Source organism: Elioraea rosea (genome assembly GCF_007644105.1).
GTDB classification, from domain to species: domain Bacteria; phylum Pseudomonadota; class Alphaproteobacteria; order Acetobacterales; family Acetobacteraceae; genus Elioraea_A; species Elioraea_A rosea.
On record NZ_VFAC01000023.1, the window covers coordinates 13,663 to 38,986 of the forward strand.

Annotated in this window: 27 protein-coding genes; 17 read left to right on the forward strand and 10 right to left on the reverse strand. The window is 69.7% G+C overall.

Features of this window, described 5'->3' with window-relative positions:
- Positions 1 to 148: 148 nt before the first annotated feature.
- Positions 149 to 397, reverse strand: a complete 249-nt coding sequence (locus tag FIF60_RS14105) for a twin-arginine translocase TatA/TatE family subunit (RefSeq protein WP_144186735.1) — start codon at positions 395 to 397, stop codon at positions 149 to 151.
- 360 nt (positions 398 to 757) lie between these two features.
- Between FIF60_RS14105 and FIF60_RS14110 the strand changes: the two genes are divergently transcribed.
- The 9 genes from FIF60_RS14110 (at position 758) to FIF60_RS14150 (ending at position 10,029) form a co-directional block, all read left to right on the forward strand.
- Positions 758 to 1,789 carry a TerC family protein gene (locus FIF60_RS14110; RefSeq protein ID WP_144186736.1) on the forward strand — a complete coding sequence of 344 codons (1,032 nt, stop codon included), beginning with the start codon at positions 758 to 760 and terminating at the stop codon, positions 1,787 to 1,789.
- A 267-nt stretch (positions 1,790 to 2,056) separates the two neighbouring features.
- Positions 2,057 to 2,896: a cytochrome c oxidase subunit II gene (gene coxB, locus FIF60_RS14115; protein WP_239451636.1), complete on the forward strand. Its 840-nt coding sequence runs from the start codon at positions 2,057 to 2,059 to the stop codon at positions 2,894 to 2,896.
- Between the two features lie 88 nt (positions 2,897 to 2,984).
- Positions 2,985 to 4,577: a cytochrome c oxidase subunit I gene (gene ctaD / locus FIF60_RS14120; RefSeq protein WP_144186738.1), complete on the forward strand. Its 1,593-nt coding sequence runs from the start codon at positions 2,985 to 2,987 to the stop codon at positions 4,575 to 4,577.
- 21 nt (positions 4,578 to 4,598) lie between these two features.
- Positions 4,599 to 5,615, forward strand: a complete 1,017-nt coding sequence (locus FIF60_RS14125) for a heme o synthase (RefSeq protein ID WP_144186739.1) — start codon at positions 4,599 to 4,601, stop codon at positions 5,613 to 5,615.
- A gap of 5 nt (positions 5,616 to 5,620) precedes the next feature.
- Positions 5,621 to 5,917: a hypothetical protein gene (locus FIF60_RS14130; RefSeq protein ID WP_144186740.1), complete on the forward strand. Its 297-nt coding sequence runs from the start codon at positions 5,621 to 5,623 to the stop codon at positions 5,915 to 5,917.
- Between the two features lie 23 nt (positions 5,918 to 5,940).
- Positions 5,941 to 6,510 (forward strand): cytochrome c oxidase assembly protein, encoded by a 570-nt coding sequence (locus FIF60_RS14135; RefSeq protein ID WP_239451637.1) that lies wholly within the window; start codon positions 5,941 to 5,943, stop codon positions 6,508 to 6,510.
- 87 nt (positions 6,511 to 6,597) lie between these two features.
- Positions 6,598 to 7,590, forward strand: coding sequence for a tripartite tricarboxylate transporter substrate binding protein (locus FIF60_RS14140; protein ID WP_144186742.1), 993 nt, complete (start codon positions 6,598 to 6,600; stop codon positions 7,588 to 7,590).
- 390 nt (positions 7,591 to 7,980) lie between these two features.
- Positions 7,981 to 9,723 (forward strand): hypothetical protein, encoded by a 1,743-nt coding sequence (locus FIF60_RS14145; protein ID WP_144186743.1) that lies wholly within the window; start codon positions 7,981 to 7,983, stop codon positions 9,721 to 9,723.
- A gap of 111 nt (positions 9,724 to 9,834) precedes the next feature.
- Positions 9,835 to 10,029 carry a hypothetical protein gene (locus FIF60_RS14150; RefSeq protein WP_144186744.1) on the forward strand — a complete coding sequence of 65 codons (195 nt, stop codon included), beginning with the start codon at positions 9,835 to 9,837 and terminating at the stop codon, positions 10,027 to 10,029.
- Between the two features lie 72 nt (positions 10,030 to 10,101).
- On the opposite strand, the gene FIF60_RS14155 is transcribed toward FIF60_RS14150, so the two are convergent.
- Positions 10,102 to 11,214, reverse strand: coding sequence for a calcium-binding protein (locus FIF60_RS14155; protein ID WP_158639217.1), 1,113 nt, complete (start codon positions 11,212 to 11,214; stop codon positions 10,102 to 10,104).
- A gap of 244 nt (positions 11,215 to 11,458) precedes the next feature.
- On the opposite strand from FIF60_RS14155, the gene FIF60_RS14160 reads away from it, so the two are divergent.
- Positions 11,459 to 12,334 (forward strand): AraC family transcriptional regulator, encoded by an 876-nt coding sequence (locus FIF60_RS14160; protein WP_158639218.1) that lies wholly within the window; start codon positions 11,459 to 11,461, stop codon positions 12,332 to 12,334.
- Positions 12,335 to 12,338: 4 nt separating this feature from the next.
- On the opposite strand, the gene FIF60_RS14165 is transcribed toward FIF60_RS14160, so the two are convergent.
- Positions 12,339 to 12,770 (reverse strand): nucleoside deaminase, encoded by a 432-nt coding sequence (locus FIF60_RS14165; RefSeq protein WP_144186782.1) that lies wholly within the window; start codon positions 12,768 to 12,770, stop codon positions 12,339 to 12,341.
- A gap of 65 nt (positions 12,771 to 12,835) precedes the next feature.
- Here FIF60_RS14165 and FIF60_RS14170 point away from each other — a divergent pair, with 65 nt between their 5' ends.
- Genes FIF60_RS14170 through FIF60_RS14180 form a run of 3 tightly spaced genes read left to right on the forward strand, consistent with a single transcriptional unit; the run spans position 12,836 to position 14,569 of the window.
- Positions 12,836 to 13,600 carry a pseudouridine synthase gene (locus FIF60_RS14170; RefSeq protein ID WP_144186747.1) on the forward strand — a complete coding sequence of 255 codons (765 nt, stop codon included), beginning with the start codon at positions 12,836 to 12,838 and terminating at the stop codon, positions 13,598 to 13,600.
- Positions 13,600 to 14,157, forward strand: coding sequence for a 16S rRNA (guanine(966)-N(2))-methyltransferase RsmD (gene rsmD / locus FIF60_RS14175; RefSeq protein ID WP_144186783.1), 558 nt, complete (start codon positions 13,600 to 13,602; stop codon positions 14,155 to 14,157). Before FIF60_RS14170 ends, rsmD begins: the two co-directional genes overlap by 1 nt.
- Positions 14,158 to 14,191: 34 nt before the next feature.
- Positions 14,192 to 14,569: a hypothetical protein gene (locus tag FIF60_RS14180; protein WP_144186748.1), complete on the forward strand. Its 378-nt coding sequence runs from the start codon at positions 14,192 to 14,194 to the stop codon at positions 14,567 to 14,569.
- Positions 14,570 to 14,575: 6 nt separating this feature from the next.
- Here FIF60_RS14180 and mutL read toward each other — a convergent pair whose 3' ends face one another.
- From mutL to FIF60_RS14195, 3 genes are all read right to left on the reverse strand, one after another.
- Positions 14,576 to 16,315 carry a DNA mismatch repair endonuclease MutL gene (gene mutL, locus FIF60_RS14185; RefSeq protein ID WP_144186749.1) on the reverse strand — a complete coding sequence of 580 codons (1,740 nt, stop codon included), beginning with the start codon at positions 16,313 to 16,315 and terminating at the stop codon, positions 14,576 to 14,578.
- Positions 16,312 to 17,961 carry a glucose-6-phosphate isomerase gene (gene pgi, locus FIF60_RS14190; RefSeq protein WP_144186750.1) on the reverse strand — a complete coding sequence of 550 codons (1,650 nt, stop codon included), beginning with the start codon at positions 17,959 to 17,961 and terminating at the stop codon, positions 16,312 to 16,314. The genes mutL and pgi overlap by 4 nt, the downstream gene beginning before the upstream one ends.
- A 123-nt stretch (positions 17,962 to 18,084) precedes the next feature.
- Complete coding sequence (locus FIF60_RS14195; protein WP_144186751.1) at positions 18,085 to 18,492, reverse strand: DUF4332 domain-containing protein; 408 nt, start codon at positions 18,490 to 18,492, stop codon at positions 18,085 to 18,087.
- A 172-nt stretch (positions 18,493 to 18,664) separates the two neighbouring features.
- Between FIF60_RS14195 and FIF60_RS14200 the strand changes: the two genes are divergently transcribed.
- From FIF60_RS14200 to FIF60_RS14210, 3 genes are read left to right on the forward strand one after another with little or no spacing between them, the layout of a single operon-like run.
- Entirely contained in the window at positions 18,665 to 19,642 is a 978-nt protein-coding gene (locus FIF60_RS14200; protein WP_144186752.1) for a Bug family tripartite tricarboxylate transporter substrate binding protein, read from the forward strand.
- Between the two features lie 22 nt (positions 19,643 to 19,664).
- On the forward strand, positions 19,665 to 20,120 hold the full coding sequence (locus FIF60_RS14205) for a tripartite tricarboxylate transporter TctB family protein (protein ID WP_144186753.1): 456 nt from the start codon (positions 19,665 to 19,667) through the stop codon (positions 20,118 to 20,120).
- Positions 20,120 to 21,625 carry a tripartite tricarboxylate transporter permease gene (locus tag FIF60_RS14210; RefSeq protein WP_144186754.1) on the forward strand — a complete coding sequence of 502 codons (1,506 nt, stop codon included), beginning with the start codon at positions 20,120 to 20,122 and terminating at the stop codon, positions 21,623 to 21,625. Before FIF60_RS14205 ends, FIF60_RS14210 begins: the two co-directional genes overlap by 1 nt.
- On the opposite strand, the gene FIF60_RS14215 is transcribed toward FIF60_RS14210, so the two are convergent.
- Both FIF60_RS14215 and FIF60_RS14220 read right to left on the reverse strand, forming a co-directional pair.
- Positions 21,610 to 22,275 (reverse strand): NrsF family protein, encoded by a 666-nt coding sequence (locus tag FIF60_RS14215; protein WP_158639219.1) that lies wholly within the window; start codon positions 22,273 to 22,275, stop codon positions 21,610 to 21,612. The genes FIF60_RS14210 and FIF60_RS14215 overlap by 16 nt on opposite strands.
- Before the next feature lie 14 nt (positions 22,276 to 22,289).
- Positions 22,290 to 22,856, reverse strand: a complete 567-nt coding sequence (locus FIF60_RS14220) for a sigma-70 family RNA polymerase sigma factor (RefSeq protein WP_204251203.1) — start codon at positions 22,854 to 22,856, stop codon at positions 22,290 to 22,292.
- Positions 22,857 to 23,004: 148 nt separating this feature from the next.
- On the opposite strand from FIF60_RS14220, the gene FIF60_RS21625 reads away from it, so the two are divergent.
- On the forward strand, positions 23,005 to 23,301 hold the full coding sequence (locus FIF60_RS21625) for a PepSY domain-containing protein (protein WP_158639220.1): 297 nt from the start codon (positions 23,005 to 23,007) through the stop codon (positions 23,299 to 23,301).
- A gap of 31 nt (positions 23,302 to 23,332) precedes the next feature.
- Here FIF60_RS21625 and FIF60_RS14230 read toward each other — a convergent pair whose 3' ends face one another.
- Positions 23,333 to 24,130, reverse strand: coding sequence for an amino acid ABC transporter ATP-binding protein (locus tag FIF60_RS14230; protein ID WP_456305155.1), 798 nt, complete (start codon positions 24,128 to 24,130; stop codon positions 23,333 to 23,335).
- Between the two features lie 28 nt (positions 24,131 to 24,158).
- Complete coding sequence (locus FIF60_RS14235) at positions 24,159 to 25,322, reverse strand: amino acid ABC transporter permease (RefSeq protein ID WP_144186758.1); 1,164 nt, start codon at positions 25,320 to 25,322, stop codon at positions 24,159 to 24,161.
- Positions 25,323 to 25,324 lie beyond the last annotated feature (2 nt).

Below are 25,324 nucleotides of genomic sequence, written 5' to 3' on the forward strand. Positions count from 1 at the left end.
GCCGGGCTGCGTTCTTGCGCCGCATCCGGCCACGCACCGCCCCAGCGCGGCGCGCGTCGCGTCAACTCACTGCAGGGTCAGGCCAGCCGGATGCGGCCCGGAGCGAAACGCGCCAGGCCGCCGCAGCGCCTTCCCCCGATCGAGGCCGTCAGCCCCGGGGGGCGGACGTGGTCTCGCCCGTGCGGGCGGTGGCCTGCGCCTCCGGTCCGGCGAGGCTGCCGGCAGGCTTCTGCTCGGCCGTCGCCGTCTCGGGCTTCTCGTCTTCCTTGATGTTCTGCTTGAAGGACTTGATGCCCTTCGCGAGGTCACCCATCAGGCCGCTGATCTTGCCGCTGCCGAACAGCAGCAGGATGACCAGAAGCACGACAAGCCAGTGCCAGATGCTGAAAGTCCCCATCGTGCGTGCGTCCGTCCCGCGCCGTTGTCTCGTTCCGTTTATGGTGCTGGAGCGGCAGGCTTGCCTAAGCCCCCGCCTGCCCCAGACCGTGATGTGGGGGGGACACTAGCGGAAAGGAACCCCCTCGGCAAAGCCCGCCCCGCCGCGCATGCCCCCGCACGCATTCTGCCGCGGGGCTTGCATCGCGTTCCGCCGCTCACTACCTGCCGCGCTCGGGTCCGGGCCCCTCTGGCGGGAGGGACCGGCATGGCCGCAGCGCCCAGGCCATGCCCGGCAACCGCGATGTCGGACCCTCTGGCGGGAGAACTGCGTCCCGCCGTGGGTTCATGCCGTCGCGGCGCCGTGAAGGAATAGACCGATATGTCGGCACCCTGGTGGTTCTGGGTCGCGTTCAACGGCTTCATCCTGCTTCTGCTGCTGCTCGACCTCGGTGTCTTCACGCGGAGGGACCGGCCCATCCCGGTGAAGGAGGCGCTGCTCCGCTCCGCCTTCTTCTTCGTTCTCGCGATGATCTTCTGCGCCGGCGTGTTCCTCTACTATGGCGAGACGCCGGCGGAACGCACGACGAGGGGCTTCGAGTTCCTCACCGGCTATCTGATCGAGTGGTCGCTCTCGGTCGACAACATCTTCGTCTTCGTCCTCATCTTCAGCCATTTCCAGGTTCCGGCCGCCGTGCAGCACAGGGTGCTGTTCTGGGGCATCATCGGCGCGCTGGTGATGCGCGGGGCGCTCATCCTCGTGGGCGCGCAGCTGATCGCGAATTTCGAGTGGGTTCTGCTGCTCTTCGGCGCGTTCCTGATCTTCAGCGGCTGGAAGATGCTGAAGGCGGTCGATGAGGAGCCTGACCTCGACAACAACAAGATCCTGAAGTTCATGAAGTCGCGATATCGCGTGACGGAAACCTACGAGAAGGACTATTTCTACGTCCGTCGCGACGGGCTGTTCTACTTCACGCCGCTCGCACTCGTACTGATCCTGATCGAGACGACCGACCTCGTCTTCGCGCTCGACAGCATCCCGGCGATCTTCGCCATCACGTCCGACCCGTTCATCGTCTACACCGCGAACGTGTTCGCCATCCTCGGCCTGCGCGCGATGTACTTCGCGCTCGCCGGCATCATCCACCGCTTCCACTATCTGAAATACGGGCTTGCGATCGTTCTCATGGTCGTGGGCGCGAAGATGATCGGCAACTACGTCTGGAAGGCGAACGAGTGGGGCGAGAAGTTCCTGCCTGTCGAGGCGGCGCTCGGCATCACGGCGGCGCTGATCGGCGGATCGATCGTGCTCAGCCTGATCAGGACCCGCGAGCCTGCAGAGGGTGGGCGCGAGGCCTGGCGTGGCTGGGTGCCGCTCACCGGCCGGAAGAAGCCCAAGGAGGGCGCTGACTGAGCACCGTTTCCGGCCCCCGCGCGCCAGCCCGGGGGCCGGACCGTTTCTGCGGTGGATCGCATGCTTGACCCTGGCGCCCGTCCGCGCGACACATCGGCCCGCCGCTTCGCGCCGCAGCATGCGCCGGGGCGCTGTCTGGAACGGGTCGGGACAGGTTTGATCATGCGGGTTGCGAGCCTCTGCCGCGGCGTGGCGTCCTTCAGTCTTTGGTCACGCAGTCGTTGGTCGCTGGCCGCGGCGGTCGCCGCGGGGATCGGGATCGGGCTCGTGGCGCTGCCCGCGCTTGCGCAGGGCCAGGTCGGCGAGCCTGTGCCCTGGGGCATGGGCATGCAGCCGGCAGCCGGGCCGATCAAGGAGCGTGTCGGCAGCTTGCACGACATGGTCCTCATCATCATCACCCTGATCACGATCTTCGTCCTGGCACTGCTCGCCTACGCGATCACCCGCTTCAGCGCCGCGCGGAACCCGAACCCCTCGCGCACGAGCCACAACACGCTTCTCGAGGTGGCGTGGACGGTGGTTCCGGTGCTCATCCTCGTCGTGATCGCCGTGCCGTCCTTCCGGCTGCTCTACTACATGGACCGCGCGCGCGAGCCGGACATGACCGTGAAGGTCACCGCGTTCCAGTGGGCCTGGGAATACGAGTATCCGGACCAGGAGGGCCTGAAGTTCGAGAGCTACATGGTGCCGTCCGACCAGCTGCAGCCCGGCCAGCGCCGCCTGCTCGAGGTCGACAACCAGCTCGTCGTGCCGGCAGGGAAGGACATCCGGGTCCTGGTGACGTCGCGGGACGTGATCCACTCGCTGTTCGTCCCCTCGCTCGGCCTGCAGAAATACGGCATCCCCGGCCGGACGCTTGAGGCCTGGTTCCGGATCGACCGGCCTGGCGTCTACTATGGCCAGTGCAACCAGATCTGCGGCGTGAACCACGCCTTCATGCCGATCGTGATCCGTGCCGTGCCCGAGGCGGAGTTCACGGCTTGGGTGGCGGAGGCGCGGCAGCGCTTCGCCAACGACAATGCCCGCCCCGTCGCGCCGGTGGCGTCGGCAGAGGGCGAGGGTGTCATGCGTCTTGCGGCCGAGCGGATCGGCGGCATCTCGCAGTAGTGTACATCGCCGGCGGGCACGGGCCCGCCGGGGGATTTCTTGACGAGGAGGGCGCCGCGGCGCCCGATGCGGGTTGAACGGAGCGGACATGGCCCACGCTGACGCGCATGCGCATGACCATCACGACCACAAGCCTGGCTTCGTGGCGCGTTGGCTGTTCAGCACGAACCACAAGGACATCGGTACGCTCTACCTGCTGTTCTCGGTGATCGCGGCGTTCATCGGCGCCGGCATGTCGGTGCTGATGCGGCTCGAGCTGCAGGACCCCGGCATGCAGTACTTCGCCGACGGGCAGGGCTGGAACGTCATCGTCACGGCGCACGGCCTGATCATGGTGTTCTTCGTGGTGATGCCGGCGCTGATTGGCGGGTTCGGCAACTGGTTCGTGCCGATCATGATCGGCGCGCCCGACATGGCCTTCCCGCGCCTGAACAACATCTCGTTCTGGCTTCTTGTTCCCGCCTTCCTGCTGCTGATCGGCTCTGCCTTCGTAGGCCAGGGCGCGGGGGTTGGCTGGACGGTCTATCCGCCTCTGTCGAACTCGACCTTTCAGTCGGGCCCGTCGGTGGACATGGGCATCTTCGCCCTGCACCTCGCTGGCGCGTCGTCGATCCTCGGTGCGATCAACTTCATCACCACCATCCTGAACATGCGCGCGCCGGGCATGACGCTTCACCGGATGCCACTGTTCGTGTGGTCGATGCTGGTGACGGCGTTCCTGCTCCTGCTCGCCGTACCGGTCCTGGGCGGCGCGATCACCATGCTTCTGACCGACCGCAACTTCGGCACCGCCTTCTTCGACGCGGCCGGTGGCGGCGACCCGGTGCTGTTCCAGCACCTCTTCTGGTTCTTCGGCCACCCCGAAGTCTACATCATGATCCTGCCGGCCTTCGGCATCATCTCCCACATCGTCTCGACCTTCAGCCGCAAGCCCGTGTTCGGCTATCTCGGCATGGCCTACGCGATGGTGGCGATCGGCGTCGTCGGCTTCGTGGTGTGGGCGCACCACATGTACACGTCGGGCATGAGCGTCGACACGCGCGCCTACTTCATGGCCGCGACGATGGTGATCGCCGTGCCGACGGGCGTGAAGATCTTCTCCTGGATCGCCACGATGTGGGGCGGCTCGATCGAGATGAAGCTGCCGATGATGTGGGCCGTCGGCTTCATCTTCCTGTTCACCGTCGGCGGCGTGACGGGCGTGGTGCTCGCCAATGCCGGCCTCGACACGGTGCTGCACAACACCTACTACGTGGTGGCGCACTTCCACTACGTCCTGTCCCTCGGCGCGCTGTTCGGCATCTTTGCCGGCTTCTACTACTGGATCGGCAAGATGTCGGGCCGCCAGTACCCCGAGTTCTGGGGCAAGGTGCATTTCTGGACGACGTTCGTTGGCGTGAACCTGACCTTCTTCCCGATGCACTTCCTCGGGCTTCAGGGCATGCCGCGCCGCTACCCCGACTATCCGGACGCGTTCTGGGGCTGGAACATGCTGGCTTCCTGGGGCAGCTACATCAGCTTCGCCTCGGCCTTCGTGTTCCTCTATGTTGTATGGAAGACCTTTGCCTCGAAGGAGGAGCTCGCTCCCAACTACTGGGGCGAGGGGGCGACCACGCTCGAGTGGACGCTGTCGAGCCCGCCGCCCTTCCACGCCTTCGAGGAGCTGCCGCGTATCCGCTGAGGCGGGAGGACGCCGCGTGACATGGCAAAGGGTGCAAAGCTTGGCCTGACAGGGGCCGATCTCGACCGCGCAGGCTTCGAGCGGGAGCGGGACGCATACCCGGCGGGAGGCGAACGGCCGGAGGCGCTGTTCGGCTCCCTGCCGTCGGACTGGATCGCGCTTCTCAAGCCGCGGGTGATGACGCTGGTGGTGTTCACCGCCCTCGTCGGCCTCATCGTCGCGCCAGCGCCGATCCACCCCGTTCTGGGCTTCGCGGCCATCCTCGCCATCACCGTCGGGGCGGGCGCCTCGGGTGCCATCAACATGTGGTACGACCGCGACATCGACGCGCTGATGCGGCGCACCGCCTCGCGTCCCATCCCCGCCGGCCGCGTCCTGCCGGAGGCGGCGCTGGGCTACGGCGCGACGCTCGCGGTGTTCTCCGTCGTCCTGATGGGGCTTGCGGCGAACTGGGTGGCGGCACTCGTGCTCGCCCTCTCCATCGCCTTCTACGTGTTCGTCTACACGATGTGGCTGAAGCGGCGCACGCCGCAGAACATCGTCATCGGCGGTGCGGCGGGGGCTTTCCCGCCCGTGATCGGCTGGGCCGCGGCGACCGGAACGATCGATGCCGCGCCGCTGGTGATGTTCGCCATCATCTTCTTCTGGACGCCGCCGCATTTCTGGGCGCTGTCGCTTTTCGCACATGCCGACTATGCGCGGGCGGGTGTGCCGATGCTCCCCGTGGTCGCGGGCGCGCGCGAGACGCGGCGGCAGATCATGCTCTACACGGCCATCCTCGTGCCGCTGAGCCTCGCGCCGGTGGCGATGGGCTTCGCGGGCTGGCTCTATGGCGCGACGGCCGTGCTGCTCGGCCTCAACTTCCTCCGCCACGCCCGCGCGATCCTGGCAGAGGCGCAGGACGAGGCAGGCGTCAGCCTAGTGCGCGATTCCGCGGCCAAGGCCGGCTTCCGCTTCTCGATCACCTACCTGTTCGCCCTGTTCGGCGCCCTTGCGGTCGACCGTGCGCTGGCATCCGCCGGGCTGCTTCCCATCTGATGTCCATGGCAGCACAACAACCGGCCCAGCCGCAGGCGGCCCATGGCCCGAAGCCGGCGCCGCACGGGGTTGACCCGCAGGCCGTGCATCGCCTCCCCGACCTGACCGTCGAGCAGACCGCCGCGCTGCGCGCCCGGCAGCGCACGCGCAACCGCGCCATGCTCGTCGTCCTGCTCGGGCTCGTCGTGCTCTTCTTCGCTCTGACGATCAGCCGCATGTCACAGGTGGAGAACCCGCAAACGTGGTCACGCCCGGGGGGCATCGCCCCCAACGCACCCGCTCAAACCGCACCGTCGCGCTGACCTGCGCCGGCGTGGTGGCCGGCATGGTGGGGCTCTCCTTCGCCGCCGTGCCGCTCTACGACCTGTTCTGCCGTGTCACCGGCTTCGGCGGCACGCCGATGATCAATGCCAACATCCCGGCCGAGCAGGATGCGCGCACGATCCGCGTCGAGTTCGTCGCCAACGTCCAGGCCGGCATGCCGTGGACGTTCCGGCCCGCCCAGCGCTCGGTGACGCTGCACGGCGCGGAGGAGGGGATCGCCTTCTACACCGCGCGGAACGACGCCGCACAGCCTGTGACCGGCATCAGCACCTACAACGTCACCCCCGAGAAGGCGGCGCCCTACTTCAACAAGATCGCCTGCTTCTGCTTCACCGAGCAGGCGCTCGCGCCAGGCCAGCAGGTGGAGATGCCTCTCGCCTTCTGGGTCGACCCGAAGCTGTTCGACGACCCCGCGACGCGCGACCTCCGTGTCATCACCATCAGCTACAGCTTCTTCCGCTCGCTCGGCGATGCGGAGAAGTCGGGCGCGATGGCCTCGGCCGGGCCGCATGTCGGCGGCGTCACGCCGAACGCATCCCCGCCCGGCCCGGGCCAGCGCGCCATCCGCTGAGGCTTGCCGGGCGGCGGCCCGACGCCGCACACTCCCCCGATACGGGGGCACCGGAGAACGAGGTGCCGCGACGGGAGGAACGATCCGATGACCCCAGAGCCGGTTCAACCCGCGCGCGTAGCCACCGGCCGCCGCGCCGTGCTGCTTGGTGCCACCGCGGCGCTCGCCGCGCCCGCCATCGCGCGGGCGCAGGGCTTTCCCGACAGGCCCATCCGGCTCATCTGCCCCTGGACGGCCGGCGGGTCGACCGACCTGCAGATGCGCGCGATCGCCGAGGCAGCGGGCAAGCTCCTCGGCCAGCCGATGGTGGTGGAGAATCGTCCCGGCGCCGGCGGAACGCTAGGGGCGACACAGCTCCTGCAGAGCCGGCCGGACGGCTACACCCTCGCGCAGCTGCCGATCAGCATCTTCCGCTTCCCCTTCATGCAGGCCACGCCCGGCTGGAACCCGCTGACCGATTTCACCTATGTCAGCCACATCACCGGCTACCTGTTCGGCGTGGTCGTACGCGCGGACAGCCCGTTCCAGACCTTCAATGAGCTGATGACCTGGGCCAAGGCTAACCCGGGCAAGCTGACCTACGGCACGCCCGGGGTCGGCACCTCGCTGCACATCACGATGGAGCAGCTCGCGCTGAAGGCGGGGGTGGAGTTCCTGCACGTTCCCTTCCGCGGCGTCGCCGAGAACCAGACTGCGCTCCTTGCCGGCACCGTGATGGCGACGGCAGACAGCTCAGGCTGGGCGCAGCTCGTGCGCGACGGCAGGCTGCGTTTGCTCGTCACCTGGGGAGCGAACAGGGCGAAGAACTTTCCCGACGCGCCGACGCTGAAGGAGCTCGGCTACGAGATCGTCTCCTCCTCGCCCTACGGCTTCGCCGGGCCGAAGGGGATGGAGCCCGCGGTGGTGCAGAAGCTCGACGACGCCTTCCGCCGCGCGATCGACGACCCGGCCCACATGGCGATCCTGGACCGGTTCGACATGGCGCCCTGGTACCTCAAAAGCGCCGACTACGCCGCCTTCGCCGCCAGGCAGACGGAGGAGGAGAAGGCGATGGTGCAGCGGCTTGGGCTGAAGCTGTAGCGCCGAGCCCGATCAGCCAGGGCAGCGCCGGCTGACCGGCGCGCCGCCTTCGGCGCAGGACAATCATCGGCATGAGGCGCGGGCTGCGGCCCGGCCGGTCGTTCCACTGCCGCTTCGCTTCGGGAGGGCGACGGGAGCTCCGCGCTCGCCCGGCGCGGATGCCCAATTGCATATCCGAATAGCAATGCCACCGCAGGTAATCGAGCTCTCCCAGAATCAATCAATGATAGAATGACTTCTGGCTAAGATGTATTCCAGGTAAATAGATCCGGCATTTTCTGTCCTAGGTCAAGAAAGGAACAAGACGATCGTTCGGATTCTTGCGTGTCCGTGATATTTGCCGGTCGGTGAATTTGATGACTTGGCGTGCATTCAAGGAGGGTTCGGGCGATGGGGTGGTTCGCATCCTGGCGCATCGTCGAATACAGGCGCGAGATCGTGCCAGTCTGCCTCGTGCTCGGGGTGCTTCTGTTGATCCAACCCCTGCACGTGTTCGCCTTCCGCAATCAATGGGGGCACGACAGCGAGGTCCTTGTCCGCTTCGTGGCCCAGGTTGCGGCGGAAGGAACGCTTTGGCCCTCTCCCTGGCTGACGGAGGCGCAGGCAGGGCTCGGCAGCCCGGTGTTCAGCTTCTACCCGCCGCTTCTTTTCGCACTGGCAAACGCGTTCCATGCCAGCGGTCTGGTCGAGGCGCATGCCACGTCGCTCGCCTTGGCCCGGATCACCATCCTGCTCGCCGGCGTTGCCGGCGCGGTGCTCGTGCTCAGGCGCCAGTTCGGGCGGCGCGCGGCAGTTGCAGGGTTCCTCGTCTTCGCGCTCTCGCCGTACATCGTCTTCATCAACGTCACCCTGCGGTATGCCGCCGCCGAATCCGCTGCCTCGGGGCTGATGTTCCTCGCCCTCGCCCTCGCCGTCGCGGCTGCGCGCGGTTCTGCTTTCGCCGCGCCGTGGCTCGCTGTCGTGATCGCGCTCATCCTCCTGACGCATGTGCCGAGCTTCATCATGACGGCAGTGCTGATCGGCGCCTTCGCGCTTGCCTCCCGGCCTGCGCGCATGCTTCCCGTCGCCGCCTGCGCGCTGATGCTCGCCGTGATCCTCGGCGCCTTCCATGCCCTGCCGGCCTCGCACCTGAAGGAGGCGATCTCGCTTGGGCTGTTCCTCGCCGAAGGACATTCCTATCGCGGCACGATGCTCTTCTGGGGGCGGCTTGCCGTCACCCAGTTCAGCTACGTCTGGGCTCTCCTGTATGCGACGTTCTTCGGACTCGTCGCGTCGGCGGCGGTGCTGCTCGCCGGCAGGCTCCGCCCGGTCGCGGCGGAGCCCGTCCCCAGGGGGCTCGCTGCCTCCCTCCTCGCGGCGCTCGCGTTGACCACGCCGCTTTCCCTCCCTCTGTGGGAACACCTGCGCGTCCTCGGATTGCTGCAGTTTCCCTGGCGGTTCCTCGGCGGTGCCTCGGTGGCCGCAGCCGTGCTTGCCGCTGTGCTGGCGGGCACCCGGCGCCGCGTCGGCGTCCTCGGCCTGCAGGGGGCGTTGCTGGCGGCGTTCGTCGCGAGCTTCGCGATGTTCGCGGTCGCCGATCGCTGGCCCCATCGCAAGCCTGCCTTCGCCGTGGGCGCGGCGATGGACCGCGCGGTTGCCGGCAACACCCTGCTCAGCGACCCGCCCGAGTACATTCCCCGCCGCGCACGGGAAGCCGGGTGGGTCGTTGTTGTCGAACAGGAGGGGCGGCACGTGCCGGTGGGGCGGGAGATCGTTCCGCTTGAGAGCCTGCCGCGCCTCGTCGCCGGCGACGGGACTGTCGAGATGACCCGCGACGGCGCGGCGCGCCTCTCCATCCGCGCATCCTGCGCCTCTGCCTGTACGGCCGAGCTGCCGCAGTTCTGGTTCCCCGGCTGGGCCGTGTCGGCAGGCGGGGGGGCGGAGATCGCGCCGAGCGCTGCGGGCCTTGTCGCGCTGTCGCTCCCCGCCGGACGGTCCGAGGTGACGATCGCGATGACACCGCCGCCGATCGCCCTGACGGCGCGGTCACTGAGCCTAGCCGGGCTCGTTGCACTCGTTGCGTGGTTCGGCCTCGTCGCTGCCGCACGCCGGCGCGCGCGAAGGCTCGTGCCACTTCCGGCTGCCGCGGAGTAACCCGGGCCGCGTGCAGGAACATGCCTGACACGCAACGTTCGCGCTGCTGTTTCCGCGGGCGCTTCGACTACACAGCCGCGCAACGACAACCATCATCCCCCGGAGTTCCCCATGCGATCGGCCAGCCGGATCGTGATGTTCATCCATGACCCCACGGGCAGGGCCGACCCTGTTCCCGATGTCCGCGTTCTCACCCTGCTCGCGACCCAGGCGCCGATCGTCTGGCCCGACCGGCACGGCCCCGGGCGGACGCTGATCTACGAGGTCGCGCAGGAGGACATCGTCCCGGCCCGCCTCGCGAGCTGAAGTCGCCGAGTACGCCGATGGCCCCGGCCGTGATCATCGGAGGATGCTCGCGGCCGGGGCCTCTGCCGACGATCAGAGAATGAAGTCGTTCGCCGTCAGCGGTCCGGTGCCGTCGACGCGCATGGTGAAGTCGGCGATGCTGTCGCCGTTGACGTCGCCCTGCACCAGGGTGAAGCTGTTGTTGACGATCTCGGCGCGCAGCTCGCCCTCCTTCCATTCGAACGTGTCGTCGTACTCGCCGTTGAACGGCGTGTAGCCGATGAATGTGAAAGCGTCCTCGATTGGCCAGTTGAACGGGTCCGCATCGATCGCACTCAGATCGATCTTGTCCTTGCCCCGCTCGAAGTCGGTGATCCTGTCGTAGAAGCCGCTGCTCTCGGCCGCGCTCGCGAACACGAAGCGATCCGCGCCCGCGCCGCCGGTCATCACATCCTGGCCGAGACCGCCAGTGATCACGTCATCGCCGTCGCCACCGTGGATGATGTCGTTGCCGGCACCCCCCACGATCGTGTCGTTGCCGGCACCACCATGCATCGGGTCGTTGCCGTCCTCGCCGTACATGTAGTCGTTGCCGAGGCCGCCATGCATCGTGTCGTTGCCGGCACCGCCGAGCATGATGTCATGGCCCGAATCGCCGTACATGACGTCGTCGCCGCCATCGCCGTACATCAGGTCGGTCCCGGCGCCGCCATAGAGGATGTCGTTGCCGTTGCCGCCAAGCATCTGGTCGTCGCCATCCTCGCCGGACAGGCTGTCATTGGCGTCGCCGCCGTAGAGCTTGTCATGGCCGGTTCCGCCATAGAGGCGGTCGTTGCCGGCATCGCCGTACAGCGTATCGTTGTCCGCGCCGCCATAGAGCACGTCGTCGCCGCTGCCGCCATGCAGCGTGTCGCGGCCGGCGTCACCATGGAGCGTGTCGTTGTCCGCGCCGCCATGGATCGTATCGTCGCCGCCGCCGCCACGCAGCGTGTCGTTGCCGCCATTGCCGTAGATCGTTTCGGACTTGTCGGTACCGACGAACACGTCATGACCCTCGCCACCATAGAAGTCGCCGAGGTCGATGGGGTTGGGATTCGCAACGATCGGGCCTGTCCACTGGAAGCTCGTCGTCGTGCCTTGCTGCACAGCCGGCAACAGGGCGTTGCCGAGGAAGTGGAAGTCCTGAAGGCGGATTGCGCCGCGCATGGTTTCTCTCCTGGTTCGTCGCGGCTGCCACCATGGAAGCCGCAGTGGCGGCGTTCTGCCAGCGGGGAGGCTGTGGCATCTCGGCCAGGGCTGCGGCGCGTCGGCCGATCCTGCTGTCCGGAAGGAATGGAAACGCGCTCGCCGCGCATGTCTGGCGCGCCACTCGGCACGGAGGGGGACATCAGCGTGAAACATCGCCGTGCAGACTGGTGGAAGACGCTGGGTCCGGCTGGAAACAATGGCAATGCAGAACGATCCCGATGCGGCATCACCCTACGCCTATGCAACGCCCTATCCCGACCTGGTCGCGGAGCGCAGGCTCGGTGGCGCCTCGGAGGTCACGATCGTCGCCGTGTCACAGCCCCCCGGCCACTACCCCGATCCGGCGACCGAAGCGCATGTCCTCTTCATGGCGCGCGGCCGCAGCTTCCGCGCCTCGGCCGAGTTCGGCGCAGGCCGCGTGCGCGGCTGGTTCTCGCCCGGCGACATGCTGCTCGCCCCGGCGGGCGCGGTCGCCGACACGGAGGTGTTCGACGCGTGCGAGGCGATCGGCATCGCCTTTCCCACGGCACCGCTGCGCCGCCTGCTCGGCGAGGACGTGCCCGACCTGACGCCGCTGGCGGCGGCGCGGTTCCGCGACCCCTTCGTCGCCGCGGCACTGGAGCGGCTCTGGTCTGAGGCCGAGGCGCCCGACGGGCATAGCGCGCTGTTCGGGGATGCGGCAGCGATCGCGCTCGCCCTGGCTCTGATCCGCCGCGCCGGCGCAGACGCGCGACGCGGGCGGTCCGGCCCCGCGCTCGGCCCCGCGCGGCTCGCGAAGGTCCTGGCACTGATGCGCGAGCGGATCGAGGATGATCTCGACCTTGCCACGCTCGCCGCGGCGGTCGGGCTGAGCCCATGCCACTTCGCGCGCGCCTTTCGGTCAGCGACCGGGGAGACGCCATTTGCCCGCTTCCGCCGCATCCGGGTCGAGCACGCCGCGGCGCTGCTCCGCGAGCGTTGCGCCCCTCTCGCCGAGATCGCGCTTGCCTCGGGCTTCGCCGACCAGACGCACATGACGCGCGCGTTCCGCGCCGTGCTCGGCACGACACCTGGCAGGCTCCGCGCCGCCATGGCGTGACGGCTCAGCGCCGGTCGGCGAAGAACGTCCTCAACAACGCAGCCGCCTCGGCTTCCTCGACGCCGCCCACCACTTCCGGCCGGTGGTGGCAGGTGGGATGCGAGAAGATCCGTGCCCCATGCTCCACCCCGCCACCCTTCGGGTCATAGGCGCCGAACACCAGGCGGCGGACCCGGAACAGGCTGATCGCCGCGGCGCACATCGGGCAGGGCTCGAGCGTGACCACCAGGTCGCAATCGGGAAGCCGCGGTTCGCCCCGCTTCGCCGCAGCGTCCCGCAGGGCGAGGAGCTCGGCGTGGGCCGTGGGGTCGGCCAGTTCCTCGACGCGGTTTCCGGCCGATGCCAGGACCGAGCCGTCCGGCCCGAGCACCACGGCACCGACAGGCACCTCGCCCCGCACCGCGGCCGCCCGCGCCTCGGCGAGCGCGCGGCGCATCGGGCTGATCTCGCGGGGCCTCTCCATCCGCGCTACATCACACCCATGACGGGAACAGGCAACCGATGAGGCGGGCAGGCACCGCAGAAGGCGCGGCGGGGGACCGCGTGGCGAAATGGCTCGCCCGCGCCGGCGTCGCGAGCCGCCGCGACGCCGAGCGCATGATCGCAGAGGGCCGCGTCGCGGTGAACGGGAGGCGCCTTGCCGACCCGGCGGTGCTCGTCGAGCCCGGCGATACCGTGACGGTCGATCGCGTGCCGATCGACCCGCCCGGCCGGGCGCGCCTCTGGCGCTACCACAAGCCGAAGGGGCTTCTCGTGACCGCGCGCGACCCCGAGGGCCGCCCGACCATCTTCGAGAAGCTGCCCGACACCATGCCCCGCGTCGTCTCCGTCGGCCGGCTCGACATGGGCTCGGAGGGGCTCCTGCTGCTGACGACCGATGGCGGGCTCGCGCGACGGCTCGAGCACCCCGAGAATGGCTGGGTGCGGCGCTACCGCGTGCGCATCCATGGCCGGCCCGACCCCGCCGCGGTTGCCTCCCTGGCCAAGGGCATCACCGTCGAAGGCATACGCTACGGGCCCATCGAGGCGGGGCTCGATGCCGTCAAGGGCGAGGCCTCCTGGCTCACCGTGTCGCTGCGTGAGGGCAAGAACCGCGAGATCCGCCGCGTGTTCGAGCATCTCGGCCTTCCGGTCCTGAGGCTGATCCGCGTCGCCTACGGGCCGTTCCAGCTCGGACTTCTCCCGCGGGGCGGGGTGGAGGAGGTGCCCGCCAAGGTGCTGCGCGAGCAGCTCGGCCAGGACGCGGTGCGGAAACCCAAGGCGTGATGCGCATCGTCGCCGGTGCATGGCGCGGAAGGCGCCTCACCGCGCCCGCCGGAAACGCCACACGCCCCACCTCGGACCGCGCCCGCCAGGCCCTGTTCGACGTCCTGACCCATGCGCCCTTCGCGGGCCGTGGTGCGATCCAGGATGCCGTGGTGCTCGATGCCTTCGCCGGCACAGGCGCGCTCGGCCTCGAGGCTCTCTCGCGTGGCGCGGCAGAGGCCTGGTTCCTCGAGAACGCCCCGGAGGTGCGCCGGACGATCGCTGCCAACATCGCTGCCTGCCGGGCAGGGGGGCGGGCCCATCTCATCCCGGGCGACGCCCTCCGCCCGCCTCCCGCCCGCGCGGCCGCCGGCCTCGTTTTCCTCGATCCGCCCTACGGCAAGGGGCTCGTCGCCCCGGCGCTGGCCGCTCTCGTTGCTGCGGGCTGGATCGCTCCCGAGGCGCGCGTCGTCGCCGAGATCGGGGCCGACGAGGCCTCCCCCGACCTGCCCGGCTTCATGTTGCACGATATTCGGCGCTGGGGGGCGGCGCAGGTGCTCTTTGTGTCGGCCGGTTAATCGAACTGAAATTGAACCACGCGATGCTCGACACATGGTCAGCGGGCTCTTCCAGGTTCTGGTCCATGCCGAGCTCCCCTCTCTCTTCGGGGCGAGGGCTCGCTGGTTCCTTGCCGCGAACCATGCCGATCTCTCCGGCGCGGAAGCCTCGTTCCGCGCGCTCGACCTCGATCTTCCCTCGTCCTCGGTCTCGATCGTCGTTGTCCGCCGCGAGCATGACCCGGCGACGGGCACGCTGGTCGACCGCGTGGTGAAGGCCCGCGGCGCGGTCCCGCCGATCGAGCGCGGGCAGATGGACGACCTCGACGATGCGATGCGCGCCGAGCTCGCCGGAATCGACCGCGACGTTGCGCCGACGGTGCTGGCGACCCGCTTTCCCTGGCTTGCCGGCCTGATCGGAACGGGCGCCTGAGCCTCGCTACCTGCGGCCGAACAGCTTCTCCAGATCCGCCTTCGCGAGCCTGATCCAGGTCGGGCGGCCATGGCTGCACGTGCCGCTTCCCGGCGTCGTCTCGATCGCGCGGAGCAGCGCGTCCATCTCCGCCTGCGTCAGGCGCCGGCCGGCGCGGATCGAGCCGTGGCAGGCCATGCGCGCGAGCACGGCATCGAGCCTGAGCCCGAGCGCGGTGCTCTCCTCGCCTTCGGCAAGCTCGTCGGCGATGTCGCGCAGGAGCGGTGCCGGGTCGCCGCCGCCGAGCGGGGCGGGCACGGTGCGCACGAGCACCGCCCCTTCGCCAAACGGTTCGACGACGAGGCCGAAGGCGGCAAGCTCGTCCTGCCGCGCCAGGATGCGCTCGGCTGACGCCACGTCGAGCTCCACTACGGCAGGCACGAGAAGCGACTGCGCGGGGACCGGGCCGGCGGCACGCGCAGCCCTCAGCGCCTCATGCGCGAGGCGCTCCGCCGCCGCGTGCTGGTCGACCAGGACGACCGCGCCGTCCGAGGTTTCGGCGACGATATAGGTGGCGAGAAGCTGCGCCCGTGCCGCACCGAGCGGATGGTCGGCCGGCGGGGCAGGCGCGGTCGGCACCGGCCGCGCCTGCGGGGCTGCGGGCAGGGGGAGAGGCATCGCTGCTTCCGCAAGCCCTAGCCTCGGCGCAGGCGGCGGGGTGAACCGCAGGGCGGCAGAGGCAACGGGCGCGCTGCGGGCAGCGCCGATCGCCTCGCGCAGCGCGGCGATCACGAACCCCCGCACGGCATCGGTGTCGCGGAACCGCACCTCCGTCTTGGCCGGGTGCACGTTCACGTCCACCAGCGCGAAGGGGAGGTCGAGGAACAGCGCCGCGACCGGGTGGCGGCCACGCTCGATCGCCTCGGCGTAGGCGACGCGCAGCGCGGTGCGCAGAAGCCGGTCGGTCACCGGTCGTCCGTTCACCACGACATGCTGCTCGGTAACGGTCGCGCGCGTCAGGCTCGGCGGCCCGGCGAGGCCTGCAAGCCGCATCGGCCCGCGCTCTGCCTCCACCGGGATCGCATGGGAGGCGAACTCGGGCCCGAGCAGCCTGCCGATGCGCGCCGCCCGGTCGGCAGGCGGAAGAGCGAGCGCCTCCCGCCCGTCCACCGTTGCGTGGAAGGCGACGGCGGGATGGGCGAGCGCGAGGCGGCGCAGCGCTGCGAGGCAGGCCTCGGTCTCCGCGCGCGGCGACTTCAGGAACTTCAGCCGCGCCGGTGCGGCGAAGAACAGCTCGCGCACCGTCACGCGCGTTCCGGGGCTCGCCGGTGCCGGGCGCACCTCGCCCTTCGCCCCGCCCGTCACCGCGATGGCGTGACCCTCGGCCGAACCCTGCCGCCGCGAGACGATCTCGAGCCGCGCGACCGCGCCGATCGAGGGAAGCGCCTCGCCGCGGAAGCCGAGCGTTGCGATCTCGATCAGCCGTTCGTCGGCGAGCTTCGAGGTGGCGTGGCGGGCGACGGCGAGCGCGAGATCGTCGGCAGCCATCCCCGCGCCGTCATCCTCGACGGTGATGCGGTCCACGCCGCCGCCTTCGAGCGTGACGGCGATGCGGCTCGCCCCGGCGTCGAGTGCGTTCTCGACGAGCTCCTTCACTACGGCAGCCGGACGCTCGACCACCTCGCCCGCGGCGATCCTGTCCGCCACGGCAGGCGGCAGCAGCCTGACGCGCGGCGGCGGCGCGCGCGGGGCAAGCCCGTCCATCATCCGCCCAAGTGTCTCAGCGCGGAGGCGAGCCCGCCAGTCGCGGGGTCGAGCGCGCCGACATCGCCCGTCTCGAGCGCGGGAAGCGTGCCGGCCGCGAGCGTCTTGCCGAGCTCGACGCCCCACTGGTCGAAGGCGTTGATGCCCCACAGCGCTGCCTGCATCGCCACCTTGTGCTCGTAGAGCGCGAGCAGCGCGCCGAGCGCGTGGGCTGTGAGCCTCGGCAGGACGATTCCGATGGTCGGGCGGTCGCCAGGAAAGTGGCGGTGCGGCGCGAGGCGGGCAGCCTCATCCGCTGCCATCCCGGAGGCGAGCATCGCCTTCTCCTGCTCCTCGCCGCTTCGCCCGAGCGCGAGCGCGGCCCCTTGCGCGAGCGCGTGGGCAAGCAGGATGCGATGGTTCGCCGCAAGACCATGGTCCGGCTGCGCGACCATGATGATGTCGGCGGGCACCACAGCGGGGCTCTGGTGCACGAGCTGCATGAAGCTGTGCTGGGCGTTCGTTCCCGGCTCGCCGAACACCACCGGCGCGGTGGGGTAGGTGACGGCGCGGCCGTCGACGTCGACGCGCTTGCCGTTGCTCTCCATCTCGAGCTGCTGCAGCCAGGCGGGAAGCCGCGCGAGACGCTGGTCATAGGGCAGGCAGGCATAGGCGCCGCGCCCCTGGAAGGTCGCGTGCCAGGTGTGCACGAGCGCGAGAAGCAGCGGCAGGTTCTCGGCCGAGGGGGCGGCGAGCGCGTGGCGGTCCATCGCATGCGCGCCGGCGAGAAGCTGCGCGAAGGCGCTCCAGCCCCGCGCGAGCGCGATGCCGAGGCCGATCGGGCTCCACAGGCTGAAGCGCCCGCCGACCCAGTCGCGGAAGCCGAAGGTCTGTTCCGGTGTGGCACCGAATGTCGCGACCGCCTTGGCGTTGGTCGAGAGGGCCGCGACATGCGTAGCGACCGCTCCTTCGCCGAGGGCGGAGACGAGCCAGGCGCGCGCGACGGCGGCGTTGGCCATCGTCTCCTGCGTCGTGAAGGTCTTCGACGCGACGAGGATGAGCGTGCGCGCGGGGTCGAGCGCGGCGAGAACCGGCGCGATCGCGTGGCCGTCGACATTGGAGACGTAGTGTGCGGCAAGCCGCGGCTGGATCGAGCTCAGCGCCTCCGTCACCATCGCCGGGCCGAGGTCGGACCCGCCGATGCCGATGTTCACCACGGAGGCGAAGGGTGCGCCGGTGGCGCCGCGAAGCCTTCCCTCGTGTACGGCATGCACGAACGCCTCCATCCGGGACAGTTCGTCCGCGACGAGGCTCGACGCGTCCTCCCACCCCTCGGCGGTGCGGGCGCGGAACCCCGCATCGGCTGGCGCGCGCAACGCCATGTGCAGGGCCGCGCGATGCTCGGTCGGGTTGGCGATCTCGCCGCGCGCCATCGCAGCGAAGGCCTCGCGGACATGCGCGGCGTCGGCGAGGTCGAGCAGGGCGGAGAGCAGCGACTCGTCGATCGCGGTGCGGGAGAGGTCGAGCAGGAGCCCGGCGCCGGAGCGCGAGAACCGGGCGAAGCGGTTCGGGTCTGCCTCGATGCGGCGGCGGATCGCGGCGGCGTCGGGACGCGCGGCGAGGGCGGCGAGCCTGGCCCAGGCTTCGGTGGTGGTGATCGGGGCTGTCATGCGGCGACTCCGGCGCGGTGAACCCGGATGGTTCCCGGCATGCGGCCACGGGTCAACGCGCCGTAGCTCGGCCCTTGCTCACGAGGGGTTCAATGCCTGAGAACGACGAAGAGCTGAGAACGATCAATAGCTGAGCACCCTCGGCAGCGCCTTGGCGTCCTCGATGAAGCGGGTGCATTGCGCAAGCCCGGGAACGCGGCGGACGAGGTTCCGCTTCTCGTTCGCGGCCTTCAGCGCCTCGGCCAACGCCTCGGGGCGGCGGCGCTTGAGTTCCGGAACCGTATCGACCCCGGCTGCCTCGAGCAGGTCGCCGATCTCCTCGGAGATGCCGTTGATGCGCATGAGGTCGGCCCGGTTGGCCCATTTCAGGATCAGCGTCTCGCTGATCCCGGTCTTCTCCGACAGCGAGGCGCGCCCTTTCGGCCGCGCCGCAGCTTCGAGCAGGTCCTCGGTCGTCGCGAGCCCCGCATCGCCGAGCAGGGCGGCGTATCTCGGGCCGATGCCCTCGATCCTGGAGAGACGGTATGCCATCGATCTTGGATCCCGGGACGCTCCTCGGCCGATCTGAGCACGAAACGGGGCCGGAATGGAACGGCCGCGTGATCCGGCCTCGCTGCAGGGGGCTGGCGGGGTCCTCGCGGCGATGGCAGGCTCCGGCCGAGTCCGCGGCGCGCGCGCGCCGCGACAAACGGGGAGAAGCTCCATGATCCGCATCGCAGCCTCGGCGCTCGCCCTCGCGATCGCCGTCGCGCCGGGCCAGGCCACGGCGCAGTTCCAGCCCTCCAACCCCGAATGCATCGCCGGCGCGGCACCCGGTGGCGGGTTCGACCTCACCTGCCGCCTGACCGGGCGGATGCTGAACGAGCTCGGCATCGTGCAGGCGCCGATGCGCACGACCAACATGCCTGGCGGCATCGGGGCCGTGGCGATGAACCACATCCAGGCGCAGCGCAGGGCCGACCCGAACACGGTCGTCGCCGTCTCCACCGGGTCCTTCCTCAACCTCGCGACGGGCAAGTTCGGCCGCTGGACGGAGAACGACGTGCGCTGGATCGGCGCGATCGGCGCCGATTTCGGCGTGATCGTCGTGCGCAAGGACAGCCCGCTGCGCTCGCTCGCCGATCTCGTCGCGGCGCTAAAGGCCAATCCGGCCTCCGTGCCGATGGGCGCGGGCGGCACGGTGGGAAGCCAGGACTGGATGAAGGCGGCGCTGATCGCGCGCGCGGCCGGCGTGAACCCGCGCGCGATGCGCTACGTGCCCTACGAGGGCGGCGGTCAGTCGATGGCCGCTCTGCTCGGCGGCCACATCCAGGTCTTCCCCGGCGACGCCTCCGAGGTGAAGGGGCAGCTCGAGGCGGGCGAGATCCGCGTGCTCGCCACGCTCTCGCCGAACCGCCTGCCCGCTCCCTTCGCCGATGTGCCGACGGCGAAGGAGCAGGGGCTCGATGTCGAGTGGGCGATCATCCGCGGCCTCTACATGGCCCCTGCCGCGCCGGACGAGGCCTACACTTTCTGGGTCGATGCGCTCAGGAAGCTCACTTCCAACCCCGCCTGGCCGGCGGCGCGCGACGGTCAGGGACTGTTTCCCTTCGACAGCTTCGGCGAGGAGTTCTCCACGCTCGTGAAGTCGCGGGTGCAGGTGATGCGCGATCTCTCGAAGGAGATGGGGCTGATCCAGTAGCCTCGGCCCGGGAGACGCGGCGATGCCGCGGAAGGGCATGACCGATCGGGTGCTGGGCGTGGCGCTCGCCGCGCTCGGCCTCGCCGCGATCCTTGGCGCCGCGGCGATCGAGGTGCCCTTCCTCGGCGACCCGGTCGGGCCGAAGCCCTTCCCCATCGCCGCCGGTGCGGTGCTCGTCGCCTGCGGCCTGCTCATCGCCGCCCGCCCAGGCGAGCCGGTCGAATGGCCGTCTGCTGCGCGGCTGGGCGCGATCGCTGCGGCGACGGCTGCGCTCGTCCTGTTCGCGGTCGGCATGCGGCCGCTCGGCTTCGTCCTTGCCACAGCCGTTACCGTCGCGGTTGCGGCCGCGGTGTTCGGTGCCCGCATCGTCCATGCGGTGATGCTCGGCCTCGGCACCGGTTTCGCGCTGTTCTGGCTGTTCGACAGGGTGCTCGAGATCCCCCTGCCGCTCGGCCTGCTCGCACCGCTGCTGCGCTGATGGAGGCCGTCGGGCTGCTGTTCGATGGGTTCGCGACCGCACTGTCGCCGCTGAACCTGCTTCTCGCCGTCGCGGGCGCCTTCACCGGAACGGTGGTCGGCGCGCTTCCCGGCATCGGGCCGGTCAACGCCATCGCGCTTCTGCTGCCCCTCGTCTACGCGCTGAAGCTTCCCGCGACCTCGGCGCTGATCCTGATGGCCGCGACCTACTACGGCGGCGGCTATGGCGGGCGGATCGCCGCGATCCTGCTGAACGTGCCGGGCGACCCTTCGAGCGTGATGACGACGCTCGACGGCTACCCGATGGCGCGGCGCGGCGAGGGGGCGCGGGCTCTTGCGATCACCGCGATCGGCAGTTTCGTTGGCGGAACGGGTGCGGTGGTGATGCTTACCCTCGCAGCGCCGACCATCGCGCGCGCCGGCCTCGCCTTCGGGCCGGCGGAGTTCGTCGGCCTCGTCGTGCTCGCGCTCGCCGCCGCGGCCGGCATCGGCGGCGGCTCGGCGCCGAAGGCGCTGGCGGCGGGGGCCATCGGCCTCCTGATCGCGACGATCGGAACCGACAGCGGCACGGGTGTCGAGCGCTTCACCTTCGGCCTGCTGGAGTTCCTCGACGGCATCGACTTCACCGTCGTGGTGATCGGCCTGTTCGCCGTGGCAGAGGTGCTCGAGCTTCTCGAGCGGCGCGAGGCGGGGTTCTCCTCCGTGCCAGAGGTCGGGCGCGGCGGGCTCAGCCTCGCCGATATCCGCGCCACCTTCCCGACCATGGCGCGGAGTGGCATCGCGGGCTTCTTCATCGGCATCCTTCCGGGTGCGGGCGCGACGCTCGCCACTCCGCTCGCCTACTCGATCGAGCGGCGCATCGCCGGTGCCTCGGGGCGGTTCGGACAGGGCGACATCCGCGGCGTGGCCGCGCCGGAGACGGCCGACAACGCATCACATGCCGGCTCGATGATCCCGATGCTCGCGCTCGGCATCCCCGGCTCGGCGACGACGGCGGTGATGATGGGCGCGCTGATGCTCTACGACATCACGCCGGGGCCGTTGCTGTTCCAGAACAACGCGCCGCTTGTCTGGGGCCTCATCGCCTCGATGTATCTCGCCAATGTCGTGCTGCTGGTGATGAACCTGCCGCTCATCCGCTTCTTCGTGCGGATGCTGCTGATCCCGCCCTGGGTCCTCTACCCGCTCGTCATCGCGCTTGCCTTCGCGGGCGTCTGGGCGGTGAACAACTCGGTGCTCGACCTGGTGCTCGCAACGCTTCTCGGCGTCGCCGGCTGGGCGGCGCGCAAGGCCGGCGTGCCGCTCGTCCCGCTCCTGCTCGGCATGGTGCTTGGGCGGATGCTCGAGGACAATGTGCGCCGCGCGATGGCCCTGTCGGACGGCGACCCGACGATCCTGTTCGCGAGGCCGATCGCCGCTGTGCTGTGGATCGCCTCCATCGCCGTGCTTCTCTGGCCCGCGATTGCCAAAGCCATCGCGGCGCGGCGGCCTCAGGCCTCGGCCTGAACCAGCGCGCTCTGCCGCGCAAGCGCCCGCCCGCCTGCGGTCGCCCCGACCGCGACCGCGAGCAGCACCGCTCCGGCATGCCAGACGAGGACCATGATCGCCGCATCGAGATGGTGCGTGATCGACAGGCCGACGGATGCGAGCATCGCGATGGAGAGGGTGCCTGCGGCCATCGTCGGCACCGGGCGGATCGGCGCCGCATGGCGCAGGGCAAGCAGCATCGCGCCGCCCATCGGCACGGACAGGCCGAGGATGAAGCCCAGGCAGCCCCAGGAGGTGCCGAGGGCGAGCCCGCCCGGCCCGAGCCGGACGAAATCGGCCACGCACCCCCAGCCGAGCGAGGCGACCCAGAGCGCGAAGCCGGGAAGGGGCAGCAGCGCCCAGCGGCCAGACCGGTCAGGCAGCGACAGGTGGAAGGCAGCGATCGCTGCGAGCACGGCGGTGAGCGCGGCAAGCGCGATCTGCGCTGCCTCCCAGGGCCGCGCCAGGCGTTCGGCGAGATCGGCGCGCGGGCCGCTGTAGAGCACCAGCGCGGCGATGACGGCGACGGAGAATCCGAGCCAGAGCGCGGCGCGGACGAGCGGCGGGCGAAGCCGGCGCACCGGCCCCATCTCCCGCACCATCGCCGTGACCAGATCCTCGGTCCTCACCTGCTCCCTGCTCCTCATTCGCCGCCGAGCTTGCGGCGCAGCGCGCCGATCGCCCGGTGGGTTGCGACCTTCAGCGCCGTGACGGAACTGCCAGTCTGGGCGGCGGCCTCTGCCAGAGAGAGCTCCTTCAGCTTCAGGAGCTCGATCGCCTGGCGCTGGCCGGCCGGCAGGTCTGCCACCGCGGCGCGGACATCGCGCGCGGCAAGCCGCGCCTCTCCTTCATTCGTCAGAGCCCCGGGCAAGGTTTCGCTCAAGGTGGCGTCGAGCTCCACTTCACGCGCGCCGCGTCGGCCAGTGGCGCGTGCCCTGTCGAGCGCGCGGCGCTCGGCGATCGCGGCGAGCCAGGGGCGGATCGGCCGGGATGGGTCGTAGGTTGCGCGGATCTGGTGCAGCGTCAGCAGCGTGTCCTGCACCGCGTCCTCGACATCGGCCTCGCCGCGGAGGCGGCGGCGGATCACCGCGCGCAGGAAGGGAAGGCATTCGCGCAGGAGCCGGTCATAGGCGCGGCGGTCGCCGTCCTGGGCCTGGGCCATGAGGCGGCCCCAGGCATCGTCGCGTCCGTCGGGTGTGTTCTCGGCCATGCTGTCGTCGCGTGGTCACGGAGCCGTGATGCGGGGGGCCGCCGGCCGGGCTGCTCCGCCATGTGGCCGCCATCCGCTGGCCATGCCGCAACCATGGCAGGCGGTCAGCGTTGCGCGCAATTCATTGGAAGCCGGGAGTGATCCAGCCATGCCACGCCTCACGCGCCTCGCCACATCCGTCGCTCTGGCCGGCTCGGCCATCCTCATCGCTGCCGTGCTTCTGTTCATCTCCTCGCCCGCGCGGGCAGACGACGACTGCCGCGGCATGCCTGTGACGCGCGCGCAGGCGATCGCGATTGCCCAGACTGTCGGGCTCGTGCGTGTCGAGGAGGTCGATTGCGACGACGACGAGTGGGAAGTCGAGGGCCGGAGCGCCTCCGGCCGCGAGATGGAAGTCGAGATCGATGCGCGCTCGGGCCAGATCAAGGAGATCGAGTACGACTGATCCGGCGCGGGCCGGCGCGCTGGCCCGGCCCTCAATGCCCGCGCAGGATCTGGCTCAGGAACATCTTGAGCCGGTCCGACCGCGGGTTGCCGAAGAATTCCGTGGGGGGCGCCACCTCGACCACCTCGCCGCGATCCATGAACACCACGCGGTCTGCCACCTGGCGGGCGAAGCCCATCTCGTGGGTGACGACGACCATGGTCATGCCGCTGTCGGCGAGCTCGACCATCACGTCGAGCACTTCCTTGATCATCTCGGGGTCGAGCGCCGAGGTCGGCTCGTCGAACAGCATGATCTTGGGCCGCATGCAGAGCGCGCGGGCGATCGCCACGCGCTGCTGCTGCCCGCCAGAAAGCTGCCCGGGATACTTGTGCGCCTGCTCGGGGATCTTCACGCGGCCGAGATAGGTCATCGCGAGTTCCTCGGCCTCCCTCTTCGGCATCTTGCGCACCCAGATCGGCGCAAGCGTGAGGTTCTCGAGGATGGTCAGGTGCGGGAACAGGTTGAAGGACTGGAACACCATGCCGACCTCGCGACGGATGGCGTCGATGTTCTTGAGGTCGCCGGTCAGCTCGATGCCGTCGACCTCGATGCGGCCTTCCTGGTGCACCTCGAGGCGGTTGATGCAGCGGATCATGGTCGACTTGCCCGAGCCCGAGGGGCCGCAGACGACGACGCGCTCGCGCTCCTTGACGGTGAGCGTGACGTCACGCAGGACATGCAGCGCACCGAACCACTTGTTCACCTTGTCGAGCACGATCATCGGCTGGGCGGCCTCGAGCGCCGCCGCATGATCGTTCGCCGCCTGCTGCACCGCTGCCTGCTGCATCACGTCCTCACTTTCCCTGCCGCCCGCATCAGCGGTTCCGGTGGCGGTTGAACTCGGTCTCGAGCCCTGCGCTGTATTTCGACATCGCGAAACAGAACACGAAGTAGATCGCCGCGACCGCGAGATAGGCCTCGGTGCCGAAGCCCTGCCAGGCCGGCTCGATGATCGAGGTCTTGGCGGCGTTCAGGAGGTCGAAGATGCCGATGATCAGGACGAGCGAGGTGTCCTTGAACATTCCGATGAATGTGTTCACCAGCGGCGGGATCACCATGCGCAGCGCCTGGGGCAGGATGATCAGCCCGGTCTTCTGCCAGTAGGAGAGGCCGAGCGCCTCTGCCGCCTCGTACTGCCCGCGCGGCAGAGCCTGCAGCCCGCCGCGGATCACCTCGGCGAGGTAGGCGGCGGCGAAGAGGATGATCGCGATCTGCGCGCGGAGAAGCTTGTCGATGTTCATCCCCTCGGGGAGGAACAGCGGGAACATCACCGACGCCATGAAGAGGAGGCTGATCAGCGGCACGCCGCGGATCAGCTCGATGTAGACGACGCAGAGCGCCTTCACGGCCGGCAGGTTGTGCGCGCGCCGGCCGAGCGCGACGAAGATCGCGAGCGGGAAGGCGAGCGCGATGCCGAAGGTCGAGAGGATGAGGGTGATGATCAGCCCGCCCCAGCGCTCCTGCTCGACATAGGGCAGGCCGAACACGCCGCCCCACATGAGGATGCCGATGACCGTCAGCGCGGCGATCCAGATGAACAGGAGCTCGCGACGCCAGAACCGCCGCATCGCCGAGACGACGTAGAGGCCGACGAAGATCGCGATGCAGACGGCCGGCCGCCACTGCTCGTCGAAAGGATAGAGGCCGAACAGGATGAAGCGGTACTTCTCGCCGATCAGCGCCCAGCAGGCACCGATGCCCTTCATCTCGCGGCAGGCGGTGGTGTTGACGGCCTGGCCCGTGCCAGGAACCGACCACACGGCGTTGAACACGGCCCAGTCGAGGAAGCCGAGCGTCCAGCGGATGATGAGATAGCCGAGCACCAGCGTGACGGCAGTCGACGCCCAGGAATTGAACAGGTTCGCCCTGATCCAGCCGATCGGGCCGACCGAGAGGGAGGGCGGCCTGCGTTCCTCGGCGGGAACGAATGCCGCGCTCGCCTGGCCCATCGTTGCCGCTTCCGCAGGAGGCGGTGTCATGG

What these genes read in the sequence shown, in the direction of transcription:
- FIF60_RS14105 (WP_144186735.1), bottom strand. Translation starts at nt 397, where the DNA reads ATGGGGACTTTCAGCATCTGGCACTGGCTTGTCGTGCTTCTGGTCATC.
- FIF60_RS14110 (WP_144186736.1), top strand. Translation starts at nt 758, where the DNA reads ATGTCGGCACCCTGGTGGTTCTGGGTCGCGTTCAACGGCTTCATCCTG.
- ctaD (WP_144186738.1), top strand. Translation starts at nt 2,985, where the DNA reads ATGGCCCACGCTGACGCGCATGCGCATGACCATCACGACCACAAGCCT.
- FIF60_RS14125 (WP_144186739.1), top strand. Translation starts at nt 4,599, where the DNA reads ATGGCAAAGGGTGCAAAGCTTGGCCTGACAGGGGCCGATCTCGACCGC.
- FIF60_RS14130 (WP_144186740.1), top strand. Translation starts at nt 5,621, where the DNA reads ATGGCAGCACAACAACCGGCCCAGCCGCAGGCGGCCCATGGCCCGAAG.
- FIF60_RS14135 (WP_239451637.1), top strand. Translation starts at nt 5,941, where the DNA reads ATGGTGGGGCTCTCCTTCGCCGCCGTGCCGCTCTACGACCTGTTCTGC.
- FIF60_RS14140 (WP_144186742.1), top strand. Translation starts at nt 6,598, where the DNA reads ATGACCCCAGAGCCGGTTCAACCCGCGCGCGTAGCCACCGGCCGCCGC.
- FIF60_RS14145 (WP_144186743.1), top strand. Translation starts at nt 7,981, where the DNA reads ATGGGGTGGTTCGCATCCTGGCGCATCGTCGAATACAGGCGCGAGATC.
- FIF60_RS14150 (WP_144186744.1), top strand. Translation starts at nt 9,835, where the DNA reads ATGCGATCGGCCAGCCGGATCGTGATGTTCATCCATGACCCCACGGGC.
- FIF60_RS14155 (WP_158639217.1), bottom strand. Translation starts at nt 11,214, where the DNA reads ATGCGCGGCGCAATCCGCCTTCAGGACTTCCACTTCCTCGGCAACGCC.
- FIF60_RS14160 (WP_158639218.1), top strand. Translation starts at nt 11,459, where the DNA reads ATGCAGAACGATCCCGATGCGGCATCACCCTACGCCTATGCAACGCCC.
- FIF60_RS14165 (WP_144186782.1), bottom strand. Translation starts at nt 12,770, where the DNA reads ATGCGCCGCGCGCTCGCCGAGGCGCGGGCGGCCGCGGTGCGGGGCGAG.
- FIF60_RS14170 (WP_144186747.1), top strand. Translation starts at nt 12,836, where the DNA reads ATGAGGCGGGCAGGCACCGCAGAAGGCGCGGCGGGGGACCGCGTGGCG.
- rsmD (WP_144186783.1), top strand. Translation starts at nt 13,600, where the DNA reads ATGCGCATCGTCGCCGGTGCATGGCGCGGAAGGCGCCTCACCGCGCCC.
- FIF60_RS14180 (WP_144186748.1), top strand. Translation starts at nt 14,192, where the DNA reads ATGGTCAGCGGGCTCTTCCAGGTTCTGGTCCATGCCGAGCTCCCCTCT.
- mutL (WP_144186749.1), bottom strand. Translation starts at nt 16,315, where the DNA reads ATGATGGACGGGCTTGCCCCGCGCGCGCCGCCGCCGCGCGTCAGGCTG.
- pgi (WP_144186750.1), bottom strand. Translation starts at nt 17,961, where the DNA reads ATGACAGCCCCGATCACCACCACCGAAGCCTGGGCCAGGCTCGCCGCC.
- FIF60_RS14195 (WP_144186751.1), bottom strand. Translation starts at nt 18,492, where the DNA reads ATGGCATACCGTCTCTCCAGGATCGAGGGCATCGGCCCGAGATACGCC.
- FIF60_RS14200 (WP_144186752.1), top strand. Translation starts at nt 18,665, where the DNA reads ATGATCCGCATCGCAGCCTCGGCGCTCGCCCTCGCGATCGCCGTCGCG.
- FIF60_RS14205 (WP_144186753.1), top strand. Translation starts at nt 19,665, where the DNA reads ATGCCGCGGAAGGGCATGACCGATCGGGTGCTGGGCGTGGCGCTCGCC.
- FIF60_RS14210 (WP_144186754.1), top strand. Translation starts at nt 20,120, where the DNA reads ATGGAGGCCGTCGGGCTGCTGTTCGATGGGTTCGCGACCGCACTGTCG.
- FIF60_RS14220 (WP_204251203.1), bottom strand. Translation starts at nt 22,856, where the DNA reads ATGGCCGAGAACACACCCGACGGACGCGACGATGCCTGGGGCCGCCTC.
- FIF60_RS21625 (WP_158639220.1), top strand. Translation starts at nt 23,005, where the DNA reads ATGCCACGCCTCACGCGCCTCGCCACATCCGTCGCTCTGGCCGGCTCG.
- FIF60_RS14230 (WP_456305155.1), bottom strand. Translation starts at nt 24,130, where the DNA reads ATGCAGCAGGCAGCGGTGCAGCAGGCGGCGAACGATCATGCGGCGGCG.
- FIF60_RS14235 (WP_144186758.1), bottom strand. Translation starts at nt 25,322, where the DNA reads ATGACACCGCCTCCTGCGGAAGCGGCAACGATGGGCCAGGCGAGCGCG.